Raw genomic sequence first — 24808 nt, 5'->3', positions numbered from 1 at the left:
ATGCCAATGCGTTTATTAGTAGGAATACCATGAAAAAAGTGCTTTTTATAGATCGTGATGGAACGATGGTTTTGGAACCGCATGACTACCAGTTGGATAGTTTTGAGAAATTAGAATTTTACCCAAATGCTTTTCAATATTTGGGAAAAATTGCCAAAGAATTGGATTTTGAATTGGTTATGGTTACCAATCAAGATGGTTTAGGTACCGCTTCTCATCCCGAAGAGAATTTTTGGCCCGTGCATAATTTGGTGATGAAAGCTTTTGAAAACGAAGGTGTTGTTTTTAGTGACGTTTTAATTGATAAAACGTTCCCACATGAAAATGCTCCTACACGCAAGCCTGCAACGGGTTTACTAACTAAATATATCAATAGTTCAGACTATGATTTGGTAAACTCATTTGTAATTGGTGACCGAATTACAGATGTGGAATTAGCGAAAAACTTGGGTGCAAAAGGGATTTTCATCAATACAGATGAAGCATTAGGGAGTGACGAAATTGCTTCAAAAAGAGAAGAATTGGATTCGGTTATTGCCTTACAAACTACAGATTGGAAAACGATTTATGAGTTTTTAAAACTCGAGGAACGTTCAGCAACCATTTCAAGAAAGACGAATGAAACTGATATTTACATCAATTTAAATCTAGATGGAACTGGGAAGAGTAAAATTGAAACCGGAATTGCGTTTTTTGATCACATGCTAGACCAAATTGCACGTCATGGTCAAATGGACTTGGAAATCCTTGTAAAAGGTGATTTAGAAGTTGATGAACACCATACAATTGAAGATACTGCGATAGCGCTTGGAGAAGTTTTTGCAAAGGCATTGGGTAACAAATTAGGAATTGAGCGTTATGGTTTTTGCTTGCCAATGGACGACTGTTTAGCACAAGTGGCTATTGATTTTGGTGGTAGAAATTGGCTGGTTTGGGAAACCGAATTCAAACGAGAAATGGTAGGTAAAATGCCAACCGAAATGTTCTTTCACTTCTTTAAATCATTTTCAGATGGTGCCAAAGCCAATATCAACATTAAGGCTGAAGGTACCAATGAGCACCACAAAATAGAAGCGATATTTAAAGCTTTTGCAAAAGCGATAAAAGTAGCTGTGAAACGCGATACAGAAAAAATGATTTTACCAAGTACGAAAGGGATGCTTTAATAAGTCATAAAGTCAAAGGTCTAAAAGTCAAAAGTCCCTTAAAAGGATTTTGCAAATGACTTTAGGACTTTCGACTTTCGATTTTAAGACTAAATAAATGAAAATAGTAATTATAAACTACGGAGCCGGAAATATACAAAGCATTATGTTTGCTATAGAACGTTTGGGTTTTACAGCTGCGCTTAGTAACGATTGGAAGGAAATAAAAGCTGCAGATAAAGTGATTTTTCCAGGAGTTGGTGAGGCAAGTTCTGCGATGAAAATGCTTGTAGATAGCGGTCTAGATGTATTAATTCCAACCTTGAAACAACCTGTTTTAGGGATTTGTTTGGGTATGCAATTGATGTGTAACAAATCCGAAGAGGGAAACACTGCTGGTTTGGAAATTTTTGATGTAGATGTGGTCAAATTTACTTCAAAAGTAAAAGTGCCGCAGATGGGCTGGAATCAAATTTATAATTTGAAATCAGATCTGTTCAAAGGAATTGCTGAAAAGGAGTACATGTATTTGGTACATAGTTTTTATGCGCCAAATTGCCCCGATTCGATTGCTACTACAAATTATGAAGTAGAATATGCCTCAGCATTAAAGAAAAATAATTTTTACGGTACACAATTTCACCCCGAAAAAAGCGGTGATGTTGGCGAAGAAATTTTAGCAAATTTTTTAAAACTTTAAGTTGAGTCTTTTTGACTTTCGACTTTCAAACTTTAAGACTAATTATCATGAGAATAATACCAGCAATAGACATCATCGACGGGAAATGTGTACGTTTGTCCAAAGGAGATTACAATACCAAAATTATTTACAACGAAAACCCGCTAGAAGTTGCTAAAGAATTTGAAGCGCACGGAATTGAATATTTACATTTGGTGGATTTAGACGGAGCAAAATCAAGTCAAATCGTGAATTATAAAATATTGGAACAAATTGCAACACAAACAAGTCTAAAAATTGATTTTGGAGGTGGTTTGAAAGCAGATTCCGATTTGAAAATTGCATTTGAAAGTGGTGCCAATCAAATTACTGGTGGAAGTATTGCTGTGAAGAATAGAGAACTATTCGGAAAATGGATTGCAGAGTATGGTGCGGATAAAATTATTTTGGGAGCAGATGCTAATAATGAAAAAGTAGCTGTTTCAGGCTGGTTAGAGGATTCAAATGAAAATTTGATTCCCTTTATTCAAGACTATCAAAGTAAAAGAATTCAATATGTAATTTGTACCGATATTGCTAAAGACGGTATGCTTGAAGGACCATCATTTGATTTGTATGCGAAGATTTTGGCGGAAGCCAATGGTATAAAATTGATTGCTTCTGGTGGAATTTCTACTTTTGATGAATTACCAATACTAGCGGAACTGGGTTGTGAAGGTACTATTATTGGCAAAGCTATTTACGAAGGACGTATTTCATTGAAACAATTGGAACAATACATATTAAACAAATAGATTATTTCGCAAAGTAACACAAAGAAAACGCAAAGATCCACTAAAAATTTTGTGTGTCTCTTTGCTTTCTTCGTGAATCTCTGTGTAAAAACAAAAATTATGCTTACAAAAAGAATAATCCCTTGTCTTGACATAAAAAACGGAAGAACCGTAAAAGGTGTCAACTTTGTAGACTTACGTGATGCTGGCGATCCGGTTGAATTGGCCAAAATCTATTCGGATGAAGGAGCTGATGAATTGGTTTTTCTAGACATTTCGGCAACGGAAGAAAGAAGAAAAACATTAATTGATTTGGTTCGGAAAGTAGCTGCAACTATTAACATTCCATTTACAGTTGGTGGCGGAATTTCCTCTGTCAAGGACGTTGATGTTTTATTGCAAAATGGAGCTGATAAGGTTTCGATCAACTCATCCGCAGTAAAAAATCCGCAATTAATTAATGATTTGGCGCAAAAATTTGGAAGCCAATGTGTTGTAGTAGCCATTGACGCTAAGCAAATTGACGGTCAGTGGATTGTGCATTTAGTGGGTGGAAAAGTACCTACGGAATTGAATTTATTTGATTGGGCAAAAGAAGTGGAGCAACGTGGCGCAGGTGAAATACTATTCACCTCGATGGATAATGACGGAACTAAAAATGGTTTTGCTAATGAAGCTTTAGCCAAACTTTCGCAACTAGTTAATATTCCAATTATTGCTTCTGGAGGTGCAGGTAGCATCCAGCATTTTGTAGATTCATTCCTAGAAGGAAAAGCCGATGCAGCCTTAGCAGCAAGTGTATTTCACTTTAAAGAAATTGAAATCAAAACATTAAAAGAGGCTCTTAAAAACAATAATATTGAAGTTAGAATATAGAAACAGATACTAGAATAAAGAGAAAAGAGAATCGTACTAGATAATCTTTCAATTTTTAATCTTTCAATCTTTAAATTAAAAAAATGAACATAGATTTCTCAAAAAATACAGACGGATTAATTCCAGCCATTATACAAGACAGCGAGACGAAAGCCGTTTTGATGTTAGGGTACATGAACGAAGAAGCATATCGTAAAACTATTGACACACAAAAAGTAACCTTTTTTAGCCGTTCTAAGCAAAGACTTTGGACAAAAGGTGAGGAGAGTGGTCACTTTTTAAACTTAGTTGATATAAAAAATGACTGCGATGGTGATACTTTATTAATACAAGCAAAACCAGTTGGCCCAACATGTCACACTGGTGCTGATACGTGTTGGCAAACGGTGAATAAAGCTGATTATGGGTTTATTTCACAATTAGAGCAAACTATCGAAACCCGTAGAGAAAAAGCTGACTCTGAAAAGAGTTATGTTGCTTCATTATTTCAATTAGGAATTAATAAAATAGCCCAAAAAGTAGGTGAAGAAGCAATAGAAGTTGTGATTGAAGCCAAAGACGATAATGATGATTTATTCTTGAGTGAAAGTGCTGATTTATTGTTTCATTATTTGATTTTGCTTCAAGCCAAAGGATTCAAATTAAATGATGTAGTAGATGTATTGAAAAGTCGTCAGAAATAATCTGACAAAAAAATAAATTGTAACCCAATAGAGAATTTCAATCTATTGGGTTATTTTTTTAAAGTAGTTTTCATTTGCACCTGTCTTATTAAAAGAGATAGAGAAACGGTATGTTGACCTTTTTAATAATTTTGTTAAATAACATTTAAGCAACATTGCTTTTAAGTTTCTGTCAAAAATGTTTTTATATCTTCGTGCACATTAATTGAATAACGTTAATCGTTAGATACCTCTTTTTATGAAAAAATTTGTTTGCATTTTTAGTTTTTTAGGATTGTTAAGTTGTAATTCGCAACTTCCTTCAATAGCAAGTCAGCCATTAAAAACTAATGAAAATACTAGCTATACCATTGCTTTTGGTTCTTGTAACAATCAAAAAATTAAAAATGAACTTTGGCCTGAGATAAATAAAAACAATCCGTCGGTTTGGATTTGGGGTGGTGATAATGTGTACTCAGATACCAATGACATGGAATTTCTCAAAAGCAATTACACTATTCAGAAACAAGATCTTGAATATCTAAAATTTATTGAGGGCAAAATTATTCTTGGAACTTGGGATGATCATGATTACGGTGCAAATGATGCTGGAGAAGAATATGCACACAAAAAAGAAAGTCAGCAATTGTTTTTAGATTTTTTAGATACTCCAAAAGATGCTCCAGAACGAAGTAGAGAAGGAGTTTACAGTTCAAAAACCATTGAAGTTGATGGGAATAAAATTAAAATTATCGTATTAGACACCCGTTATTTCCGAATAGCGTTAACCAAAGATCCTAATTCAAAAAAGCGTTTTAAGCCTAATAAATTTGGCGAAGGAACTATACTTGGACAAGCGCAGTGGGAATGGTTATCAAAAGAGCTATATAATTCAGATGCGCAATTCCATGTTATTGTGAGCAGTATTCAATTTTTATCAAACAAGCACGGCTTTGAAACATGGGGGAATTTTCCACATGAAGTTGAAAAACTAGAACAATTACTGGTTTCCTCAAAAGCCAAAGGAGCTTTTATTATATCAGGAGATAGACACATTGCAACCTTTTCATCAAAAAATGTAGCGGGTTTGTCCTATCCTCTTGTAGATTTTACTGCAAGCGGATTAACTCACACCTATACTGCATTCTCTGGTGAAGAAAATCCTTATGTACAAGGAGAAGTTGTAAAAGAGATTAATTTTGGTTTATTAAAATTTGACTTTGCAAATCATAAAGTACAAATGGAAATCCGCGGAAAAGAGAATAAAGTACTACAATCTTATACGCAAACCTATTCAGAAAATTAAGAAAAAGTAGCTCGTTTTTTGTTTCTAAAGTCTATTTTTGTATTAAATAATTGCACTATGAAAAAATATTTAGGTTCTATTTTTATATCCTTTTTACTTTGTAATTCGGTCAATGCTCAAGGTTTATTAGATCCAAAAACATCTTTATTTACTAGACAAGATACCCTTCGAGGGAGTATTACTAAGGAAAGAGCTTGGTGGGATGTAAAAAGGTATCATCTTGATATTAAAGTAAATCTTAAAGACAGCACGATAACAGGCTCAAACACCATAAAGTATCAGGTTGTTCAGGAATACAACAGCATGCAAATTGATTTGCAAAATCCAATGAACATCTACAAGGTTACCCAAAATGGGAAAAACTTGGAGTTCAAAAGAGAAGGCAATGCTTTTTTTATTGCATTACAGGAACCTCAAGTAAAAGGAAGCATTAAAGAACTTACTGTTTTTTATGGAGGAAAACCTAAAGTTGCTGTAAATCCGCCGTGGGATGGAGGAATTACTTGGAAAAAAGATAAAAATGGCAATCCATTTATAGCCTCATCATGTCAGGGTTTGGGAGCAAGTGTTTGGTGGCCTAATAAAGATCACATGTATGATGAAGTAGACAATATGCTTATTAGTGTTAATGTTCCTGCTAATTTAACAAATGTTTCTAACGGGCGCTTGCAAAGTGTAAAAACCTTGAAAGATGGAACTAAAACCTATAATTGGTTTGTAGCTAATCCTATAAATAATTATGGTGTAAACATCAATATTGGGGATTATGTTACTTTTTCTGAAAAATTCAAAGGTGAAAAAGGAAATTTAGATTGTACGTATTTTGTTTTGAGAGACAATTTGGCGAAAGCTAAAAAACAATTTCAAGACGTTCCTAAAATGTTAAAAGCGTTTGAACATTGGTTTGGACCTTATCCGTTTTATGAAGATAGTTATAAATTAGTTGAAGCTCCATACCTTGGAATGGAACATCAAAGCAGTGTTACGTACGGAAATGGTTATCAAAATGGGTACCGTGGTAGAGATTTAAGCGGAACTGGCTGGGGATTAAAGTTTGATTTTATAATCATACACGAGTCTGGTCACGAGTGGTTTGCCAATAATATCACCTATAAAGATATTGCAGACATGTGGATTCACGAAAGTTTTACGAACTATTCTGAGAGTCTCTTTTTAGAATATTACTATGGAAAGGAAGCTGGATATACTTATGTTAGAGGTCTTAGAAATATTATTGAAAATGATAAACCTATCATTGGTAAATACGATGTAAACAATGAAGGTTCAGGGGATATGTATCCTAAAGGAGCAAACATGTTGCATACTATACGTCAATTAGTGAATAACGATGAAAAATGGAGAGGAATACTAAGAGGTTTGAACAGTACTTTTTATCACCAAACGGTAACTACCAAGCAAATTGAGGATTATTTAAGCAAGCAAGCAGGTATTGATTTGTCGATGGTTTTTAATCAGTATTTAAGAGATACTCGAATACCAAAATTAGAATATACAGTAAAGAATAACCAGTTAGCATATCGCTGGACAAATAGTGTCACAGGTTTTAATATGCCAGTAAAAGTAACTCTAAATGGTAAAGAAGAATTGCTTCATCCAGAAACAGAGTGGAAAACTATTCCAGTAACTAGTGACAACCTAAAACTACTAGTAGATCCAAACTTTTATGTTACTAATTTTTATGTTAAAAATTAATTAAAAACACATTACTGATAAAAAAAGGGATGCATAAAGTATCCCTTTTTTTATTCGTAATATCTTATAATCAATATCTAATATTGATATTTTGTGTATTCTTTTGTTAAGTTGAATACTCTATTTTAAAACTGGATTTTCAAACAGTTGTACTTGACTTTTTAACCTTTCAACCAGCATGCTCATCATTCGTTTATTTAAATTAGAGCTATTATTGGTGTAGATTTCATATTCAGAAATGGTAAATAATCCTGATATCATTCCTTTGAGCGCATTTCTAAATTTAATATCTTTTTGAACAGCATTATCTATAGTTTTCATTTTCTTGTCTAAAGAAAAATTACTAAAATCTATTTTATTTTTTTTCAAATAATTAGAGAATGAAGCACATATTATTTCGTTTTGCAATTTTAAAATAGGTCTCAAAACCTCATTCTGAAAGGATTCTTCGGTTGTGGATTGACTAGTTATAACGCCTAATGTTTTTCCTCTAAATTCAGCTATAAATTGATCTCTTGTATCCATTTTTTTCTTTAAAATTAAAAAATATAAAAGTAAAAAAGGTTTATTTTTACAAGTAAATTTTAAACGATGAGATTTCACACTAGGAAATGGGTAAAACCCGAAGATTTAAATCCCAATGGTACTTTGTTTGGTGGAAAACTGCTTGCTTGGATTGACGAAGAATTAGCTTTGTACACTATTGTGCAGCTAGAAAATGCAAGAATTGTAACCAAATATATGTCTGAAATAAATTTTAGAAGTTCAGCAAAACAAGGGGATATCATAGAAATAGGTATAGATGTTATCAAGTTTGGAACCACATCAATTACTTTAAAATGTGAAGCTCGTAATATGATGACTCGAGAAACCATTATTTCTATTGATCAAACCACAATGGTTAATGTTGATGAGCATGGAAAACCTAAACCCCACGGAAAAACTTCAATTGAGTTTGTAAAAGACAGGTTGTAGAATCTGTATTTTAATTGTTCAATTCAATTTTAGATTCGAAAATTTCTAAATCAAAATAACCAACAGCAGCTATGATGTGATCAAAAATATCAGACATGATGTATTCATAGTTTTCAAAACGTTTGTCATAAGAGAATGCATATACTTCTAGAGGAACACCATGCTCTGTAGATTGCAATTGTCTACAAAGCATGAGCATATCTTTGTTAAGTCCAGGATAATTGAATAAATATTCGGTAATGTATTTTCTAAACAAGCCTAGATTGGTCAAATTACGACCATTTATAGCTAGTGATTTATCTATTTTATTTTCAAGATTGAATCTTTCAATTTCATTTTTTCTTTCGTCAATGTAGTGGCTAATCAAGTGTATTTTTTTTAAATCAACCAGCTCTGCTTCTTCAAGAAAGCGAATGCTACTTGTTGTAATTAAGATGTGTCGTTTAATTCTTCGTCCATCTGAGTTGAGCATTCCACGCCAGTTTTGAAAAGAATCTGAACTCAAACTATAGGTAGGAATTGTAGTGGTAGTATTGTCAAAATTTCGAACCTTAACGGTAGCTAAATTGATTTCAATTACATCTCCGTCTGCGCCAAATTTATCCATCGTAATCCAATCCCCAATTCGAACCATATCATTTATAGAGACTTGCACACTCGACACAAAACCTAAGATTGTGTCTCTAAAAATCAAAATGATCACCGCAGACACGGCTCCCAAAATAGTTAAAAGTTCGCCTTTGTCAATATCAAATAGCTTGGATATAATTAATGTAGTACCGATGACCCACAATAAAATCATGATTACCTGAATAAAACTATCTATCGGTTTGTCACTGTAGCGAGGTTTTAGTTTTAAATAATCTCGTAAAGCATTAAAAATAGTTCTGATAATCCACAATACGAGGACAATAATATAAATCCCAACTATTTTTGCAAAAATCCCTTCCCAATATTCAAATCGGTCTAAAATTACGGGTACCGATTTGTAAATAAATAAAAGCGGTATTAAATGCGCAATGTATTTTGCCGTTTTATTTGAAACCAGTAAATCGTCAAATTTTGTTTTAGTTTTTTGAGCAATTATAGCTAGAATAGTTACTAGTAGTAGTCTAAAAATAAGGTAAATAACATAAGAAAGTACACAAAGTACAATAATATTAAGCAGCAAGCTTAAATAAGATGCAGCGCTACTTCCCAAACCTATTTTTCTTAGGAGAGGATAAATAAAAGTGAAAATTTTCTCGATGTATTTAAACATTTTTCAGGTATTTTCTTTCTATGTAAAAAGTACCAAAAGGAGGAATAGAGGCTATGCAAATGATAAAATATTTTTTAAAATCCCATTTTTCAGTAAATTTTAAAACAGTAGCTAAAACTATATAAGCAGTAAATAATACGCCATGAGCCATTCCTATGTGTTTTACATAAATAGGATCATTAAATATATATTTCATTGGCATGGCAAAGAAAAACAGCAATAAAGCAGAAATTCCTTCAACGATAGCTGTGATTTTAAAAATTTTAAGCATTTGTATTTTTTTATTTTGAACACAAAATTAAGTATAAACATTGATTTTAGATGCTAAAATCACAAAACTAAATTACTTTTGTATGCATAAACTTTGATAATGAGCAAGCGAGATTTAAAAAAATACGTGGCACAATTGACTAAAGAACAACTCGAAGAGCAAATCATAGAGTTGTACGAGAAATTTAGTCCCGTAAAAGTCTATTATGATTTCGTTTTTAATCCAAAAGAAGACCAGCTATCAAAAGAAGCTAAAGTAAAAATTGCTTATGAATATTTTCCAGTAAAAAAATCAGGTAGGCGAAGCCGACCTAAAATGAGACGTTCTGTTGCTCAAAAATACATAAAGCACTTTATATCCTTAGGGGTTGATCCTTTTGTAATAGCTGATTTAATGCTGTATAATATTGAAATTGCACAAACTTTTGCTTCAGAAAATGCAATCAAACAAGATCTTTTTTATAAAAGTATGTTCAATTCCTTTGAGCAAGTCGTAGTTTATTTAATAGCAAATGCCATTTTAGCTGATTTTAAGGCGAGACTCAACCAAATACAGCTTGCTGTTATAGATCAAAAATGGTACAATATCTCTGAATTTGATGCTATTATGGACCGATTAGAGTATTAAAAACTTTCCTTAATTTAAATTAATTAATCAGCTACGGTTTTTTTTAAATAAAATTGACAATTAAACTGTTTTTTAGGTGTATTTTTGCAAAAATCCAATAATTAGCAATGTCCCAAAACACCTTAGAAATAGAAATAGAAGACAAAAAACAACTCTACGCATACCAACAAGGCGATATTGATGCCATTTTTGAGCGTATAGATAATGCACCTCCACAACACCATTTATTATATCAGTTGCCTACTGGTGGTGGAAAAACAGTTGTTTTCTCAGAGATTGTTCGCCGTTATTTATCTCAACATGATAAGAAAGTTGTAGTCCTAACTCATAGAATTGAGTTGTGTAAGCAAACTTCAAAAATGTTGAAAGGTTTTGATGTAAAAAATAAAATCATCAACAGTAAAGTAAAAGAGCTACCAGATCAAAATGATTATTCTTGTTTTGTTGCCATGGTAGAGACTTTAAAAAACCGTATCAATGATGATAAATTACACCTAGATAACGTAGGTTTAGTTATTATTGATGAGGCACATTACAACTCTTTTAGAAAATTATTAAGTTCTTTCAAGAATGCTTTTATACTAGGAGTAACCGCAACTCCATTGAGTTCTAACATAAAATTACCTATGCACGAGAGCTATGATGAATTGATAGTAGGTGATACTATAAGTTCATTAATAGAAAATGGTTTTCTTGCAAAAGCAATTACGTATAGTTATGATGTAGGTTTGACTTCTCTTAAAGTAGGTATAAATGGAGATTATACCGTAAAATCTTCGGATGATTTGTATACCAATATGGCTATGCAAGAAAAATTATTGCATGCTTACACCGAAAAATCATTGGGCAAAAAAACCTTGATTTTCAATAATGGTATTAATACATCACTTTATGTATATGAAACCTTTAGAGAAGCTGGTTATGCCATAAGACATTTAGATAATACCAGCAGTAATGAGGAACGAAAAGACATATTACATTGGTTCAAATATACTCCGGATGCTATTTTAACCTCAGTAGGGATTCTTACAACAGGTTTTGATGAGCCTACTGTTGAAACCATTATCTTAAATAGAGCTACTAAATCTTTAACTTTATACTATCAAATGATAGGCCGTGGATCTAGAAAATTACCTGGCAAGGACAGTTTTAATGTAATAGATTTAGGTAATAATGCAGCCCGTTTTGGACTGTGGAGTGAACCTGTAAACTGGCAACATATCTTTAAATCTCCTGAGTTTTATCTAGAAAACTTAAGAGACGACACTGAAATCGAAATGTATTTTAAATACACGATGCCACTAGATGTGCGAGCTAAATTCAGTAAAACCGAAGTTGTAACTTTTGATGTAGAAGAGGAACATAAACTTATTATAAAACTAAACTTACGTTCAAAGGAGGTTTTGGATAAATCATTAGATCAACATGCAGCTATGTGTGTTGACAATTCCGAAACGTTACAAGAAGCAAAAGCTTTAGGTAAATTATTAGACGATGATATTGAATGCCGTATCAAGCGCTATGCAAAATGTTTGAGTCAGTGCAGTAAAAATTATAGAGAATGGCTTGTAGATGATTACAAACTTAAATTGGTTCTTTTAACAGGTAAAAAATACCGAGAAAAGATCATGAATGAACCTGATGAAGATTAATTTTTTCTTTAGGAGCTAATCCTGCTGTACACTGTATCTTTTGTGGTCTCAAAAAAGAGACCACAAAAGGATGCCGTTCCCATCAGGGCTAAAATTTCGTTACCAAAGAACTATTATTATTAAAATACAAAATCCAAAAACAAATGCAAAAACAATTCTCAGATTTAGGATTAGCAACACCCGTACTTAAAGCAATAACCGAATTGAAAATTGTTATTCCTACTGAAATTCAAGTACAAACCATTCCATTGCTACTCGCAAATAAACACGACTTGGTAGGTATTGCAAAAACCGGTACCGGAAAAACAGCTGCATTTGGACTTCCTATTTTACAATTGATAGATACTAGTGTAGCAGCCATTCAAGCCGTAATTTTAGTGCCAACTAGAGAATTGGGGCACCAAATCTTTAAAAATTTAGAAGATTTTGCAAAATACATACCTCAAGTTTCTATAGCTGCAACTTGTGGAGGAATACCCATAAAACCGCAAATAGAAAGACTTACTTTGCCTACACACATTGTTGTAGCAACACCAGGACGACTAATCGATTTGATACAACGTAATGCCATTAACCTAAAAGAAACGAGATTCTTAGTACTCGATGAAGCGGATGAAATGGTCACGATTCTAAAAGAAAGTCTTGATGAAATTGTGGCACAATTACCTAGTTCACATAAAACATTTTTGTTTTCGGCAACTATGCCGGGTACAATTAAGCAATTGATTCAAAACTATTTGAATAAGAATGTTGTGCAAGTAAGCGCTAACATGGAAACAATAGGAAATCAAGGGATAGATCATCAATACATTGTAGTAGATCCTATCGAAAAGCTTGATGTTTTAATGCATTTCTTGAACTCGAAAGAGGGTGAACGTGGAATCATTTTTTGTAAAACAAAAGCAGCCGTAAACAAATTGGCCAAAAACTTAGCTATAAATAGATTTTCATCAGGTGCCTTGCACGGCAGTTTGTCTCAAGGTATTCGAGATCGAATTATGGAGCAGTTTCGTGAAGGCCACATTAATATTTTAGTCGCAACAGATCTTGCAGCTAGAGGAATAGATGTAAAAGAAATTTTATATGTTGTAAATTATCATTTACCTGATGTATACGAAGCTTATGTACACAGAAGCGGTAGAACAGCAAGAGCAGGAGCAAAGGGTCTAGCCTTAACTGTGCTACAACAAGAAGAAGTTGTTGAAATTGCTGATTTTGAAAAAGAATTGGGCATCAAATTTTTTCCTTTTGCTAAACCGAACAAAGCAAGTATTGAAGAAAACAATACGTTCTTGTGGGCCAAGCAAATTTTTAAGACCAAACCCAATCACGAGGTTGCAGCTGAATTAAAAGAAAAAATAAAAACGGTTTTCCATCATTTAACGAAGGACGAACTGATTGAAAAATTAATAGCAAATCAAGTGCTACAAACTAAAAATGAAGCACAACAAAAATTAGAAAAACCTATCAAAAAACTAAAAAAGTAGGTTTTCTACAAAAAAAGATACAACTAGTACACCCTCAATTTAAATAGAGGGTGTACTAGTTTTTTTTATTCTTTTTTTGCCTAAAATCAAGATTATTAATGCAATTATGGTAGAAGCGGTTAAGATAAAAACCATAGGCAAAATGGAATTCTTAACAAATAAACCTACCGCAAACGATGCCACCGCACCCAAACCTAACTGAATGGCGCCCATTAATGCAGAGGCACTGCCAGCATTTTTTTCAAAAGGAGCAAGAGTGAGTCCCGCAGTATTTGGATTAGAGATTCCTAAACAGGCCAAGAATACAAAAAGCATGGCTATGGTTTCATACAATCCTAGCAAATTATTTACAGCCAATATTAAAAAGACTATACTAATAATGGATTGTATTATTAATGCACCTACAATCATTTGTTCACTTCTAAATTTTCTTAACAATAAAGAATTTAACTGACTTGCACTAATAAAGCTTAAAGACATAAAAGCAAATATCCAACCGTACGTTTTTGCATCTACCTTATAAATGTCCATAAAAATAATAGGAGAGGCAGCCACATAAGTAAACAACCCAGAGAAAGCAATTGCTCCTGCAAACGCATAGGTATAAAATTGTGGTACCTTAAGTATTGAGATAAATCCGCTAACAATTGGTTTAGGTTTTAAGGAAATTGAAGTGTCAGGTACATAAGTATTAGGTAAACCTATTTGTGCAGCTAGTAAAATTAAAATCCCCATACACATCAAAATAAAAAATACGGTATGCCATCCAAAATCTTCTGTGATATAACCGCCTATAGTAGGAGCTAGCATTGGCGAAAGCCCTACCACTAACATTAATAGCGAAAACACTTTAGGAATATCTTTAACTGGAAACAAATCCCTTACCATAGATACAGACGCCACCGTTGCAGCACAACTACCTATGGCTTGAATAAATCGTAAACCAATAAAAGTATCAATATCTGTAACAAATACGCAGCCTAATGAAGCCAAAATATAAACTGACATTCCTATGAATAAAGGCTTTTTTCGACCAAAACGGTCTAATAATGGCCCATATAATAGTTGACCTGCTGATATTCCTATAAAATAACTGGATAATGTCAAGGAAACATTGGCCACGGTGGTATTCAAATCTTTTGCAATACCCGCAAATCCGGGTAAGTACATGTCTATTGAAAAAGGACCAAGGGCAGTTAGAGATCCTAGAATAAGTATTAATTTGATGTATTGTGAACGTGACATTACATTTTGTACCTTCATATTTTATTTTTTGCAAAAGTAGCCAATATAAATGGGATGCTACGGTTGTTTATTTTTTTAAAAGCAAAACAAATCCAGATACAAATAAGAGCGAAAGCATGATTTTTTTTAACATAGTATCATTCAAAAAAAGATATACCTTTTTTCCCAATACTAAAGCCAAAATGAAAAAAGGCAATACATAAAGAGAGTTATACAGTTGTTGCCACGTTAATATTCCTTCAAAAGCAAGAACAGGAATTCTAAATAACGTAATTAAACCAAGAACCCCAAACATTGTTGCTCTCATAATCTTCACATCCGAAGTTTCATTTTTAACAATGATCAAGTATAATGGCCCACCAGTTGAGAAAAGTCCTGAAAAAAAACCTCCTAAAAAGCCAAAGAGAAACTTCATTTTAGAAAACAATTTGATTTCTTTAGCACTACGCAAACTATTTAAGACAAACAAAATAATGAAAATTCCTAAAGCTTTTTTTAATATTATCGGTTGTCCGTAGGCTAAAACAATAATGCCTACAAGCAAACCAAAAAAAGAGGAAACAGCTAATTTTTTTAATAAATCTAAATTAATGTTGTGCCACTCTTTATAAACATGAATTGGAGTAGAAATCATGTAAAAAATAGATAAATATCCCACAGCGTCTGGCAATGGCATGGCAAATAATAAAAAAGGCAATGCAATTAGAGCGCCAGCAAATCCAGTAATTGTTTGAACAAAAAAGCCTGTAAAAATCCCAAGTGAAAGTAAAATCATCATTGTATCCATTTTGCAAAATTAAAGGATGAATAACAGTATAAAAAATGTTTTCAATGGTAAAAAAGTTAAAAAACACATTTTTAAATCGTAATTTTGTCATTTAAAAACTTTTTTATGGTTGACGCATTGGATTTAAAAATTATTGAATGTCTAAAAGAAAATGCACGATATTCATTTGTAGAAATTGGCAAGCAAGTAGAACTTTCGCCATCTGCAGTTAGAGAGCGAATCCAAAAACTAGAAGATTTGGAGGTTATTAAAGGATATCGAGTAAGATTAGACAATACAAAACTAGGATTCGGACTTGAAGTTTTCATCATGTTTAAATTGTACAGTGGCAAATTGAATGTTTTTTGTGAAAATTTAGATCAATTTCCAGAGATTTTTGAAATTCACAGAATTACAGGAACGCATAATATTTTTATGAAAGTGATTTTAAATAATCAGTTGCATTTACAAAAATATATTGATCGATTATTGGTTTACGGTGAGCCAACTACACATTTAATTTTATCCAATCTTAAAGAAGATCTTTAATTAACCAATTTTCAAAACAATTATATGTATTTATATTTGACCTATAATTTATATTATGTAAAATAGAAAATATAGAATTAAAAAAACATTGCTCTTTGCAATGTTTTTTTAATTAGCTTTTTAAAGTTTAAATCTATTAAGTATGATTTATGTTTATTTAATTTGAACTGGAATTGACCAATTATCCCATTTTAAACTAAATGTATTTGAGTTAATTTCATAAGTCAATTTTTCATATGCAGATCTAAGTACTTCTGGTTTTACAACAACTCTCAATTGATCATCTTCTTGCTTGTATTTATAAGCTCCCCATTGTTTGGCTACTTTATTAAATATGATTGTACACTCATTGCCATTTGGAATAATAAAAAAAGAATATTTTCCGGCTGGTAATTTAGATCCTTCTACAGTAAGATCTTTATCTGTTTCAAATGTGGTGGCATCATTTGCACCAGCGCGCCAAATTTTGTCAAATGGTACCAATTCGCCCCATATTTTTCTTCCATTAACAGATGGACTTCCGTAGTCAACAGTTATTGTGGCGTCTTTAATTTTACCCGTGATTGTTTCTTTACTACTCGTAGGCTTACTTTGAGCTCCCATAACATTTACTAGCAGTAATGCAATTATTGCAAAACCGGTCTTGATAATTGATTTCATAATTTTTATTTATTAGTTACTGTATAAAATTAAATAAACTGTGCAACAAACATATAAATAAAGTCTTATTTTATGAAAAAATTAAGGAATGTATAATTTAATGGTAAACCATTTACAAAGCTATTGTATCTGTCTATTATTTGCTATTTTTACACTAGAAAAACAAATATTATGAATTCTATTGCTGAGCAAATTGCAGACTTTTTGAGTGATTACGCGCCTTTTAATTATTTAGCGTTTGAAGAACTTTCACAAATAGCTAGTGATGTAAAAGTTGTTGTTTTAGAAAAAAATCAAACTTTATTTCAAATAAATGATGTCCTTCATGACAGTTTTTATGTAGTATCATCAGGTATAATTAATTTGTCTGTGATCTCTGATTCTGAGGAGACTTTATTGAACAAATGTGCTGCAGGTGATATTTTTGGTTTAAGACCTTTTTTTGCCAAGAATAATTATATGATGACGGCTAAGTCTCGAGAAGAAACTATTGTTTATGCTATTCCTATTGCTTCGTTTAGGCCTTTTGTAGCTAACAATCCGGATGTATTGAATTTTTTATTGGAAAGTTTTGCAGTAAATACTAGAAATCCAAAAGACAAGGAAAATTTAATAGGAAAGTTAATATCTGACAATGTTTTTTATTCTGATCAGCAGTCTGAGATGCAGTATTTTCAGTCCTTAACCTATAATTTAAATCCCTTAAAGACAACATTGTATTCTAGTGTTCAAGATGTAGCACAGCAAATGACTGCTTCTTTAACAAACAATATATTAATTTGTGAAAATGATTTTCCAGTCGGTATTGTTACTGATACTGATATGAGAACAAAGATTGCTACTGGAAGATTTCCCATTACAGTAACTGTTGATAAAATCATGTCCTCACCCGTAGTTACTGTTCTTGAAAATGTTTCATTAGCCGAGGCGCAATTATTAATGCTTAAAAACAATGTAACGCACCTATGTGTAACATTAGATGGAACGGATAAATCACTAGTTAAAGGAATTATAAGTGAGTACGACTTGATTGTTGCACAAGCCAATAGCCCTGGAGTACTTGTTAAAGAAATTAAACGCAGCCAAACTGCAAAAGAACTCAAACAAATTAGAGATAGAGTCGCAGATTTGATACAAACATCCATTTCTAAAAACGTTCCTTTATCTCATGTTTTTAATATTACAAGCGAAATTAATTTGGCATTATTAAAACGCACTGTTGAATTGTCAATATTAGATTTAGGCTCCCCTCCTGCTCGTTTCGCCTGGTTAAGCATAGGTAGTCAAGGTAGAAAAGAACAATTATTATTTACAGATCAAGACAGTATTTTAATATTTGAAGATGTTGCTGCAGAAAAGTATCGTGATGTAAAAGATTATTTTTTGAAATTAGGAAAAAAGACAACTGCTACACTTGAAAAAATAGGATTTTCATCCTGTCCTAATGGTCATATGGGAAGTAATATGCAATGGTGTAAGTCATTGACTGATTGGATTAAACAATACGACAACTGGATGAATACTCCAGGTGAAAACAGTTCAGACTTAAGTAGTATATTTTTTGATTATGAAATCATTTTTGGCGAGCAAAAAATAGAGGATGCAATTACCGATGTCATTTTTAAAAATGTTATGAAGAGTACACTTTTCTTTGATTTCTTAGGTAATGATGCACTGAGGAATAATTCACCATTAACGTTCTTTAAAAAATTTCATGTTGAAGAAGAAGGTGAACATAAAGATAAATTTGATATTAAAATACGTGCTCTTATGCCATTAATTGATGGAGCCAGATTGTTTTGTTTGTCCTTTGAAGTAAAGGGCATTAATAATACTTTTCAAAGATTCAAGCAATTATCTATTACAGATCCTAAACATGCTGAAATCTATTTAAACTGTGCAGAAGCTTTCCTTACATTATCAAAATTTAGAACTTTAGAAGGGCTGAAAAACGATAATGATGGTCAATATATTAATCTTGAGGAATTATCAAAAAATGACAAAGAGAAATTAAAGAATGCTCTAGCTCCGATGCGAGATTTAGAAGAGTTAATTAAAAGTAAATTTCAACTTACACAATTTTCATAGTATGTTAGATTGGTTAAAAAATATAAATAAAGAATATCCTGATTTTTGGAAAGCTTATACAGCTAAGTTTGAGAAAAAGTCCTCCAGATTTGTAGTTTTTTCTACTGAAACAACGGGTTTAAATCCTAAAAACGATGTGATTTTGTCCATTGGTTCTTTTTCTGTAGTTAATAATTCCATTGTAATAGGTGATAATTTTGAAGCTGTATTAACGCAGTATAAATACTTTCATGACAATGGTTTAACAAATGAGTTTTTGGTTGAAAGTAAATTAAAAAAAATAAGTGAACCCGAAGCTTTAAAGTCTTTTTTGGAATACATAGGTAACTCAGTATTAGTAGGACATCATGTTGATTTTGATGTTGATATTATTAATGAATCCCTTGAACGAATGGATTGTGGAAGGTTGAAAAATGAAGCATTAGATATTGATGTCATGCATAGAAAGCTTCAAGATATTACAGATAAAGAAAGTGCGTTGGATGAACTTTGTGAGTTTTATAAAATTCCAATAAGTGACCGTAATTCAGCAGCAAACGATGCTTATAAAACGGCGCTGTTGTTTTTAAAATTAAAATCTAGATTGGGAATTAAATAGTTTTAGTCAATTAACTGTATTCCTTTCCAATATTTACCATGATGCGTTATAGAAATGGGTTTTTCTAGCATTGAATTAGAATCTATTATGAAGGGAATACCATTCTTTTTTAAAATTTCAATACTAGGATTAATACTTTTGATCCTTCTAAAATGCTCCTTATTTGCAACAGCAATAGTGTAAATTGTATTATTTTTAATTGTGCTTTGGGTAAAATAGCATCGCCCCTTTATTAAAACACTTCCTAAAATGGCGTTTTGGTAAACACATTCTAGTTGTGAAGGAAAAAATCCTCTTATTCCTGTTTCCCTATTATAAATTTTATAGGCTGCCTCTTTTCTAGACCATAAATTCCAGACCATTACGTCTGGAAATTCAGTTGATGCTATTAATTTTTGTTCGTTTATTGTAAATATTTTTTTTAAAAAACCTTTTCGCTTCCAATTGCTTTCTTTTGAAGCCAAATCTAAATCGACGATATCGTTCCCTATCATTTTGGAGGTCGGATTACATCTTTTCAGATAATTTAGTTTCAATAATTTCTAAAGCTGCTTTTACGTTGATCATGCGTTCCATAGCTTCATTATCAATAATGATGTCATATTTTTCTTCAATGTCCAAAATAACATCTACTAAATTAGCGGAGTTGATTTTTAAATCATTTATAAAATCGGTGTCTTCGGTAAGTGTGTCAAATGCTTCTTGATTTGCGATATATGGTTTAACGATATTCTTTAATTCTGCAATGGTTTGTTCTTTATTCATAAGTAATATTTTAATAAATGTAATGATTTTTTGTTTTGCTGCAATTAGTTCTGTTTGTATCTTTTGAAAATCACACATCCATTAACATCTCCAAAACCAAAACTAGCTTTTGCAATTATATTTAATTCCATCTCAATAGCTTGTTGTGGTATCCTTGTTTGGTCAATTAATGCTTTGATTTCTGGATGTAAATCGGGACAATTAGTATTCGGAAAAATAAATCCGTGATGTAATTGTAAGATGGATGCTACACTTTCGATGCTTCCGGCACCTGATAAACAATGACCTACCATAGATTTTAAGGAGTTGATATATGGGAAATCTATACCATTTCGATCTAAAGCTTCACTCCAATTCTGAATTTCTAAACTATCTTTTGATGTAGCTGTTAAATGTCCGTTGATTGCATCTATGTCTTTTGCTGTGATTTCGGCATTTTTTAATGCTGTAGTAATACATTTTTGTACTGCAACAGGATTGGGTGCTGTCATTGTACCAAGTCCGCGCTGACCGCCGGAATTAACATGGCCACCTAAAACTTCGGCGTAAATGGTTGCGCCACGAGCTATGGCCGTTTCTAAATCCTCCAAAACTAAAGCCCCTGCTCCACTTCCAGGGACAAATCCTGAAGCACTTTCTGACATTGGCCTTGAGCCGTGTTGTGGATCTTGATTGTGCTTAAAAGTACACACTTTCATAGCATCAAAACCACCCCATATATACGGACCTGAATCACTAGTACTTCCTGCTAAAATACGTTTGGCTTGACCTGATTTTATGCGGTCATATGCCATCAAAACGCTTTCTGTACCCGTTGTGCAGGCCGAAGAATTTGTAGTGACTTGGTTACCCAAACCTAACTTACCTCCTAAATATGCGCTTACACCACTATTCATAGTTTGCGCTACGGCAGTACTACCCAATCTTCTGGTTTGAAAATCGTCAATTTTATAGATGCTTTCACGAAATTTATCAATTCCAGAGGTTCCTGTCCCAAAAATAGTTCCGCTATCCCAATCTGGATTTTCATTGATAGCTAAAGATAATCCCGCATCTTTCCAAGCATCAATTCCTGCAATTACGCCATACAATATCCCAGTAGAATTGAAATTTCTTAATTCTAGTTCTGAAAAATAATTTAGTGCTAATTCTGTTGAAACTTCAGGTTTCCCAGCTATTTGACATGAAAACTGCAATCGTTCCAATTCTGGATCATGTTTGATTCCTGAAATTCCGTTTTTGATGGCATGAGTAAACGCTTCAAGTCCAACCCCATTTGGAGCAACAACACCTAGACCCGTAATAACAACTCTTTTTTTCATTTATTTAGAAATTATCATTCCTGCAATTATTCCTGTACAAACCTCTTCACCTTTTTCATTTTTCATGATGACTTTACATTTTAATTTTCCGAATCTAAAATAAATTTTCTCGGAAAAAACGGTCACTTTTTCTTTAGGAAAAACAGGTTTTAAAAATTCAATATCTGTTGATGTTAAAGCAATTGCAATATTTTTATTTAAGCTTTCATTTAATAGTAATATACCTAAACATACTAGACCAATTTGTGACATCACCTCTGTCAAGATTACTCCTGGTGTCACTGGATTGTCTTTAAAATGTCCGCTATAAAAGTCAAGATTTTCATCAAAAGTATAGGTTCCTTCTACTCCATTTTCATCAATTGAAATTATTTCATCGACAAAGAGAAACGGTTTAGAATACGGTAATTTGTATAGGATATCTTGGTTTGTCATTGCTTTTAAACGTGAATTAAAATTGTAACAAAACTCTTTGGGCGGAAAATCCTGGACCAAAACTCAACATTAAACCCTTCTCTCCTTTTTTAGGTTGATTGTCCATTATTCGTTCTAAAACATATAAAACCGTTGCACTAGACATGTTTCCGTACAATCGTAAAACCTCTTTGGTATCGTCTATATTTTTACCCAAACTTGAAAACAAACTTTCTACCGTTTGTACTATTTTCTTTCCTCCCGGATGAAAAATCAAATGATCGATATCTTCCATTTTAAAATTATTTTTTTCTAAAAAGGGATGAATAATATCAGGAAAATGCGAAGCAATCGTTTCGGGAACTTCAATATCCAAAACCATTTGTAATCCAGAATTCGTCAATTTAAAGCCCATCATGTGTATGTTGTCATAAAAATGATACATCTCTTCAGCTAGAATTTCCGGTCCCTCATCGTCTTCATGAGAAGATAATAAAACGCAAGCTGCTCCGTCACCAAAAATGGCGGCACTCACAATATTGGCCATAGAAAAATCATCCAATTGAAATGTGGCTGTTGGACTTTCAACTGCAATTACAGCAGCACGTTTTCCAGGATTGGCCTGCAAAAAGTTTTTTGCATAAATAATTCCTGAAATTCCTGCAGCACAACCCATCTCTGTAACGGGAAGCCGCACAATATCTTGACGCAATTGTAACTTGTTGATTAAATATGCATCTAGAGATGGAATCATAATTCCAGTGCAACTTACTGTGATAATGTAATCTAAATTTTTAGGGTTCCAATTGGCTTTCTCTAACGCTTTTTCTAATACTTTTTCGCCTAAATCAATCACTTCACGTACATAGATGTCATTTCTTTCTTCAAAAGAAGTTTTGGTAAACACTTCAATTGGATCCATGATAGAGTATCGCTTATCAACAGCAGCTCCCTCAAAAATTTTCTTTACTTTCCTGATAAATCGATCATCTTGTCCTGTCAACCAAGTGTCTAAAAAAGGAATTATTTCAGCCGTTGATCTGGAATATTTAGGTAGTTGTTTAGCAACTGTTTTAATTTTTACACTCATATTTTCGAAATTATCCATTGGTAGCGAAAAGCCCATTTCCAATGAATTTTATAGTTTATAAAATTTAATTTTTTAGAAAAATGAATCAGTTCTTCTTTTTTAAAACCTCTTAAAATTGAGGTCAGGCCATCCTCTCTAGACATATCATTCAATTGAAATACAAAACACAATGCTTGAAATAAGCGGTAAGCAATTGTACTTCGATGTAAATCATTAATTACTATTCCTATCGATGAATTCGTATGGAAAACTTTTAATAAATCTTCAATTTCATGGTTTTTGAAATGATGTAATGTTAATGTACACAAGACAATACCGTATTTTAATTCCTTAAAAGAATCCTTAAAAATATCTTCACACCGATAACTGATATTCGTATATTTTTCTGATAATTGTATTGCATGAGAAATTGTAAAATTATTAGCATCAATCCCTATTAACTTAAAATTTAGTTTATTATTGATACCAAAATCAGCTAAAGTTCGTAGCATATCTCCATTGCCACAGCCTACGTCAACAATTACAATTTCTTCTTTTTTAGATTGTTGAATAAGTTCTTGCACTCCTCTTAAGGTCAACTGATTTCCACCTAATAGCTGATTGATTTTTGCTATTTTGTCTAAAGCATCTCGTAAAATTTCGCCCTCTAAGGCAAAATCGTCCATTATTTCTGGTTTATCAGTTCTGTACTTAGTATTTAATGCCATTTAAGATTGTAAAAGGATTGGTTTTCCGTGTGTTTTTTTAATAATTTTAGGTAATAAAAAAGGAAATATACTTAATAAACGCATTAATATCCCCGAAAGTTTTTGGTTTTGTAAAATATTTGATAAAAACCGACCCATTTTAAGTCTTTCTTTAAAGTTAAAATTCCATTCTTTTATGTATTTTTCTTCTAATTTTTCTCGAGATTTAATTTCACTGGTATAGTATTTATCAACTAATTCTGAAATAATTTTAGCGCTATGAATTGCCATTGCCATTCCGTTGCCGCACAAAGGATGAATAAGTCCCGCAGTATCTCCAATCATTAAAATATGATTCTCAACAGCTTGTTTTTTTTCAAACGATACTTGGCTTATTGTTAAAGGTTTTTCATAAAGCATTTTCGTTTTATTGAAAATTTCGTTCAAATGAGGGTTTTGCTCTAGAACATTACTTTGAAACTCTTCAATATTTTTATATTTTTTAAATGTTTCATAATCTGCTAGATAGCAAATATTAATACTATCGTTTTCCACTTTAGAAACGCCACAATATCCACCTTTGAAATTATGAAGCCCTACTAAATCATTAGGAAAATCTCCCATGTAATGAGCCTTAACTGCTAGCCAATGAGACTTTTTAGTGATGAAATCCCGGTTCATTTTTTGGTCAATATTCGAACGTTTGCCAAAAGCACCAATAACAATTTCAGATTTTAAAATACTATTTTTTGCTGTGGTAACGTTAAATTCATTGTCTGCAAAGACAATTTCTGCTACAGTATCTTGTAAAAAGATACAGCCATTTTTGATTGCTATTTGATACAAATAATGATCCAAAGCAAAACGACTAATGCCAAAACCTCCAAGTGGTAGCTTACTTTCTATAGTTTTTCCACTTGATGTTGAAAATTCAAGATGAGTAATGTGTGTAGGATTTAAATGAGATATGTCTACATCAAGCCAGTTTAAATAAGGTAAAACTTCGTTAGAAATGTATTCTCCACAAACTTTATGTTTTGGGAAACTATTTTTTTCAATAACCGTTACTTGAAGTCCAATTTTAGACAAATGAATTGCAGCAGTCAAACCTGCTAAACCACCACCAACAATAAGTACTTCTTTGTCTTTCATCTTGAAGTAAATTTATGGATAAGTTTAATACCATTTGCTATATAAA

General features: G+C 32.4%; 27 protein-coding genes. 14 read left to right on the top strand and 13 right to left on the bottom strand.

Going from position 1 to position 24808, the window contains the following annotated elements:
• The first annotated feature begins 29 nt into the window (after positions 1–29).
• The 7 genes from hisB to IQ05_RS05510 all read left to right on the top strand — a co-directional run bounded on the left by hisB (position 30) and on the right by IQ05_RS05510 (position 7154).
• Positions 30–1166, top strand: coding sequence for a bifunctional histidinol-phosphatase/imidazoleglycerol-phosphate dehydratase HisB (hisB, locus tag IQ05_RS05540; RefSeq protein WP_144890854.1), 1137 nt, complete (start codon positions 30–32; stop codon positions 1164–1166).
• A 97-nt stretch (positions 1167–1263) separates the two neighbouring features.
• On the top strand, positions 1264–1845 hold the full coding sequence (hisH, locus tag IQ05_RS05535; protein ID WP_144890852.1) for an imidazole glycerol phosphate synthase subunit HisH: 582 nt from the start codon (positions 1264–1266) through the stop codon (positions 1843–1845).
• A gap of 47 nt (positions 1846–1892) precedes the next feature.
• Positions 1893–2618, top strand: coding sequence for a 1-(5-phosphoribosyl)-5-[(5-phosphoribosylamino)methylideneamino]imidazole-4-carboxamide isomerase (gene hisA / locus IQ05_RS05530; protein ID WP_144890850.1), 726 nt, complete (start codon positions 1893–1895; stop codon positions 2616–2618).
• Positions 2619–2717: 99 nt separating this feature from the next.
• Positions 2718–3473 carry an imidazole glycerol phosphate synthase subunit HisF gene (hisF, locus tag IQ05_RS05525; protein WP_144890848.1) on the top strand — a complete coding sequence of 252 codons (756 nt, stop codon included), beginning with the start codon at positions 2718–2720 and terminating at the stop codon, positions 3471–3473.
• Between the two features lie 83 nt (positions 3474–3556).
• On the top strand, positions 3557–4156 hold the full coding sequence (gene hisIE, locus IQ05_RS05520; RefSeq protein WP_144890845.1) for a bifunctional phosphoribosyl-AMP cyclohydrolase/phosphoribosyl-ATP diphosphatase HisIE: 600 nt from the start codon (positions 3557–3559) through the stop codon (positions 4154–4156).
• A 238-nt stretch (positions 4157–4394) separates the two neighbouring features.
• Entirely contained in the window at positions 4395–5441 is a 1047-nt protein-coding gene (locus IQ05_RS05515) for an alkaline phosphatase D family protein (RefSeq protein WP_144890843.1), read from the top strand.
• Between the two features lie 57 nt (positions 5442–5498).
• Entirely contained in the window at positions 5499–7154 is a 1656-nt protein-coding gene (locus IQ05_RS05510) for a M1 family metallopeptidase (protein ID WP_144890841.1), read from the top strand.
• A 120-nt stretch (positions 7155–7274) separates the two neighbouring features.
• On the opposite strand, the gene IQ05_RS05505 is transcribed toward IQ05_RS05510, so the two are convergent.
• Positions 7275–7679, bottom strand: a complete 405-nt coding sequence (locus IQ05_RS05505) for a glyoxalase (protein ID WP_144890839.1) — start codon at positions 7677–7679, stop codon at positions 7275–7277.
• Positions 7680–7745: 66 nt separating this feature from the next.
• On the opposite strand from IQ05_RS05505, the gene IQ05_RS05500 reads away from it, so the two are divergent.
• The gene (locus tag IQ05_RS05500) at positions 7746–8129 is read left to right on the top strand and encodes an acyl-CoA thioesterase (protein ID WP_144890837.1); all 384 of its coding nucleotides are present in this window, start codon (positions 7746–7748) and stop codon (positions 8127–8129) included.
• Between the two features lie 10 nt (positions 8130–8139).
• Here the strand turns inward: IQ05_RS05500 and IQ05_RS05495 are convergent, their stop codons facing one another.
• Together IQ05_RS05495 and IQ05_RS05490 are read right to left on the bottom strand one after the other, a co-directional pair.
• Positions 8140–9390 carry a mechanosensitive ion channel family protein gene (locus tag IQ05_RS05495; RefSeq protein WP_144890835.1) on the bottom strand — a complete coding sequence of 417 codons (1251 nt, stop codon included), beginning with the start codon at positions 9388–9390 and terminating at the stop codon, positions 8140–8142.
• The gene (locus IQ05_RS05490) at positions 9383–9661 is read right to left on the bottom strand and encodes a DUF3817 domain-containing protein (RefSeq protein ID WP_144890833.1); all 279 of its coding nucleotides are present in this window, start codon (positions 9659–9661) and stop codon (positions 9383–9385) included. The genes IQ05_RS05495 and IQ05_RS05490 overlap by 8 nt, the downstream gene beginning before the upstream one ends.
• Positions 9662–9760: 99 nt before the next feature.
• Here IQ05_RS05490 and IQ05_RS05485 point away from each other — a divergent pair, with 99 nt between their 5' ends.
• The 3 genes from IQ05_RS05485 (at position 9761) to IQ05_RS05475 (ending at position 13427) form a co-directional block, all read left to right on the top strand.
• Positions 9761–10288, top strand: coding sequence for a DUF6155 family protein (locus IQ05_RS05485; RefSeq protein ID WP_144890831.1), 528 nt, complete (start codon positions 9761–9763; stop codon positions 10286–10288).
• Between the two features lie 107 nt (positions 10289–10395).
• The gene (locus IQ05_RS05480) at positions 10396–11940 is read left to right on the top strand and encodes a DEAD/DEAH box helicase (protein WP_144890829.1); all 1545 of its coding nucleotides are present in this window, start codon (positions 10396–10398) and stop codon (positions 11938–11940) included.
• A gap of 143 nt (positions 11941–12083) precedes the next feature.
• The gene (locus IQ05_RS05475) at positions 12084–13427 is read left to right on the top strand and encodes a DEAD/DEAH box helicase (RefSeq protein ID WP_144890827.1); all 1344 of its coding nucleotides are present in this window, start codon (positions 12084–12086) and stop codon (positions 13425–13427) included.
• Between the two features lie 39 nt (positions 13428–13466).
• On the opposite strand, the gene IQ05_RS05470 is transcribed toward IQ05_RS05475, so the two are convergent.
• A complete protein-coding gene (locus tag IQ05_RS05470; protein WP_394345193.1) occupies positions 13467–14690 on the bottom strand; it encodes a multidrug effflux MFS transporter in 1224 nt (407 codons plus the stop codon).
• 49 nt (positions 14691–14739) lie between these two features.
• Positions 14740–15459 carry a sulfite exporter TauE/SafE family protein gene (locus IQ05_RS05465; protein ID WP_144890825.1) on the bottom strand — a complete coding sequence of 240 codons (720 nt, stop codon included), beginning with the start codon at positions 15457–15459 and terminating at the stop codon, positions 14740–14742.
• Between the two features lie 105 nt (positions 15460–15564).
• Here IQ05_RS05465 and IQ05_RS05460 point away from each other — a divergent pair, with 105 nt between their 5' ends.
• Positions 15565–15987 (top strand): Lrp/AsnC family transcriptional regulator, encoded by a 423-nt coding sequence (locus IQ05_RS05460; RefSeq protein ID WP_144890822.1) that lies wholly within the window; start codon positions 15565–15567, stop codon positions 15985–15987.
• Positions 15988–16140: 153 nt separating this feature from the next.
• Here the strand turns inward: IQ05_RS05460 and IQ05_RS05455 are convergent, their stop codons facing one another.
• Entirely contained in the window at positions 16141–16647 is a 507-nt protein-coding gene (locus IQ05_RS05455; RefSeq protein WP_144890820.1) for a DUF2911 domain-containing protein, read from the bottom strand.
• Between the two features lie 171 nt (positions 16648–16818).
• On the opposite strand from IQ05_RS05455, the gene IQ05_RS05450 reads away from it, so the two are divergent.
• Both IQ05_RS05450 and IQ05_RS05445 read left to right on the top strand, forming a co-directional pair.
• The gene (locus IQ05_RS05450) at positions 16819–18735 is read left to right on the top strand and encodes a DUF294 nucleotidyltransferase-like domain-containing protein (RefSeq protein WP_144890818.1); all 1917 of its coding nucleotides are present in this window, start codon (positions 16819–16821) and stop codon (positions 18733–18735) included.
• Between the two features lies 1 nt (position 18736).
• Positions 18737–19333: a 3'-5' exonuclease gene (locus tag IQ05_RS05445; protein WP_144890816.1), complete on the top strand. Its 597-nt coding sequence runs from the start codon at positions 18737–18739 to the stop codon at positions 19331–19333.
• A 2-nt stretch (positions 19334–19335) separates the two neighbouring features.
• Here IQ05_RS05445 and IQ05_RS05440 read toward each other — a convergent pair whose 3' ends face one another.
• The 7 genes from IQ05_RS05440 to IQ05_RS05410 are packed head-to-tail and all read right to left on the bottom strand — an operon-like array spanning position 19336 to position 24762.
• Entirely contained in the window at positions 19336–19827 is a 492-nt protein-coding gene (locus IQ05_RS05440) for a 4'-phosphopantetheinyl transferase family protein (RefSeq protein ID WP_144890814.1), read from the bottom strand.
• A gap of 13 nt (positions 19828–19840) precedes the next feature.
• Positions 19841–20098 (bottom strand): acyl carrier protein, encoded by a 258-nt coding sequence (locus IQ05_RS05435; protein ID WP_144890812.1) that lies wholly within the window; start codon positions 20096–20098, stop codon positions 19841–19843.
• Positions 20099–20142: 44 nt separating this feature from the next.
• A complete protein-coding gene (locus tag IQ05_RS05430) occupies positions 20143–21420 on the bottom strand; it encodes a beta-ketoacyl-[acyl-carrier-protein] synthase family protein (RefSeq protein ID WP_144890810.1) in 1278 nt (425 codons plus the stop codon).
• Positions 21421–21855 carry a 3-hydroxyacyl-ACP dehydratase FabZ family protein gene (locus tag IQ05_RS05425; RefSeq protein ID WP_144890808.1) on the bottom strand — a complete coding sequence of 145 codons (435 nt, stop codon included), beginning with the start codon at positions 21853–21855 and terminating at the stop codon, positions 21421–21423.
• Between the two features lie 16 nt (positions 21856–21871).
• On the bottom strand, positions 21872–22924 hold the full coding sequence (locus IQ05_RS05420) for a type III polyketide synthase (RefSeq protein ID WP_144891120.1): 1053 nt from the start codon (positions 22922–22924) through the stop codon (positions 21872–21874).
• Positions 22921–23631 (bottom strand): methyltransferase domain-containing protein, encoded by a 711-nt coding sequence (locus tag IQ05_RS05415; RefSeq protein ID WP_144890806.1) that lies wholly within the window; start codon positions 23629–23631, stop codon positions 22921–22923. Before IQ05_RS05415 ends, IQ05_RS05420 begins: the two co-directional genes overlap by 4 nt.
• Complete coding sequence (locus IQ05_RS05410; RefSeq protein WP_144890804.1) at positions 23632–24762, bottom strand: NAD(P)/FAD-dependent oxidoreductase; 1131 nt, start codon at positions 24760–24762, stop codon at positions 23632–23634.
• Between the last annotated feature and the right edge of the window lie 46 nt (positions 24763–24808).

This window comes from Flavobacterium tiangeerense, assembly GCF_007830355.1.
GTDB lineage: Bacteria > Bacteroidota > Bacteroidia > Flavobacteriales > Flavobacteriaceae > Flavobacterium > Flavobacterium tiangeerense.
This window is presented reverse-complemented; position numbering and strand designations above follow the sequence as displayed.

Bases quoted from the DNA above. Each gene is read 5' to 3' on its own strand.
- IQ05_RS05450 (WP_144890818.1), top strand. From the start codon at position 16,819: ATGAATTCTATTGCTGAGCAAATTGCAGACTTTTTGAGTGATTACGCG.
- hisF (WP_144890848.1), top strand. From the start codon at position 2,718: ATGCTTACAAAAAGAATAATCCCTTGTCTTGACATAAAAAACGGAAGA.
- hisIE (WP_144890845.1), top strand. From the start codon at position 3,557: ATGAACATAGATTTCTCAAAAAATACAGACGGATTAATTCCAGCCATT.
- IQ05_RS05480 (WP_144890829.1), top strand. From the start codon at position 10,396: ATGTCCCAAAACACCTTAGAAATAGAAATAGAAGACAAAAAACAACTC.
- IQ05_RS05470 (WP_394345193.1), bottom strand. From the start codon at position 14,690: ATGAAGGTACAAAATGTAATGTCACGTTCACAATACATCAAATTAATA.
- IQ05_RS05500 (WP_144890837.1), top strand. From the start codon at position 7,746: ATGAGATTTCACACTAGGAAATGGGTAAAACCCGAAGATTTAAATCCC.
- IQ05_RS05485 (WP_144890831.1), top strand. From the start codon at position 9,761: ATGAGCAAGCGAGATTTAAAAAAATACGTGGCACAATTGACTAAAGAA.
- hisA (WP_144890850.1), top strand. From the start codon at position 1,893: ATGAGAATAATACCAGCAATAGACATCATCGACGGGAAATGTGTACGT.
- IQ05_RS05430 (WP_144890810.1), bottom strand. From the start codon at position 21,420: ATGAAAAAAAGAGTTGTTATTACGGGTCTAGGTGTTGTTGCTCCAAAT.
- IQ05_RS05435 (WP_144890812.1), bottom strand. From the start codon at position 20,098: ATGAATAAAGAACAAACCATTGCAGAATTAAAGAATATCGTTAAACCA.
- IQ05_RS05475 (WP_144890827.1), top strand. From the start codon at position 12,084: ATGCAAAAACAATTCTCAGATTTAGGATTAGCAACACCCGTACTTAAA.
- hisH (WP_144890852.1), top strand. From the start codon at position 1,264: ATGAAAATAGTAATTATAAACTACGGAGCCGGAAATATACAAAGCATT.
- IQ05_RS05425 (WP_144890808.1), bottom strand. From the start codon at position 21,855: ATGACAAACCAAGATATCCTATACAAATTACCGTATTCTAAACCGTTT.
- IQ05_RS05510 (WP_144890841.1), top strand. From the start codon at position 5,499: ATGAAAAAATATTTAGGTTCTATTTTTATATCCTTTTTACTTTGTAAT.
- IQ05_RS05410 (WP_144890804.1), bottom strand. From the start codon at position 24,762: ATGAAAGACAAAGAAGTACTTATTGTTGGTGGTGGTTTAGCAGGTTTG.
- IQ05_RS05420 (WP_144891120.1), bottom strand. From the start codon at position 22,924: ATGAGTGTAAAAATTAAAACAGTTGCTAAACAACTACCTAAATATTCC.
- IQ05_RS05495 (WP_144890835.1), bottom strand. From the start codon at position 9,390: ATGTTTAAATACATCGAGAAAATTTTCACTTTTATTTATCCTCTCCTA.
- hisB (WP_144890854.1), top strand. From the start codon at position 30: ATGAAAAAAGTGCTTTTTATAGATCGTGATGGAACGATGGTTTTGGAA.
- IQ05_RS05465 (WP_144890825.1), bottom strand. From the start codon at position 15,459: ATGGATACAATGATGATTTTACTTTCACTTGGGATTTTTACAGGCTTT.
- IQ05_RS05490 (WP_144890833.1), bottom strand. From the start codon at position 9,661: ATGCTTAAAATTTTTAAAATCACAGCTATCGTTGAAGGAATTTCTGCT.
- IQ05_RS05455 (WP_144890820.1), bottom strand. From the start codon at position 16,647: ATGAAATCAATTATCAAGACCGGTTTTGCAATAATTGCATTACTGCTA.
- IQ05_RS05415 (WP_144890806.1), bottom strand. From the start codon at position 23,631: ATGGCATTAAATACTAAGTACAGAACTGATAAACCAGAAATAATGGAC.
- IQ05_RS05515 (WP_144890843.1), top strand. From the start codon at position 4,395: ATGAAAAAATTTGTTTGCATTTTTAGTTTTTTAGGATTGTTAAGTTGT.
- IQ05_RS05445 (WP_144890816.1), top strand. From the start codon at position 18,737: ATGTTAGATTGGTTAAAAAATATAAATAAAGAATATCCTGATTTTTGG.
- IQ05_RS05460 (WP_144890822.1), top strand. From the start codon at position 15,565: ATGGTTGACGCATTGGATTTAAAAATTATTGAATGTCTAAAAGAAAAT.
- IQ05_RS05505 (WP_144890839.1), bottom strand. From the start codon at position 7,679: ATGGATACAAGAGATCAATTTATAGCTGAATTTAGAGGAAAAACATTA.
- IQ05_RS05440 (WP_144890814.1), bottom strand. From the start codon at position 19,827: ATGATAGGGAACGATATCGTCGATTTAGATTTGGCTTCAAAAGAAAGC.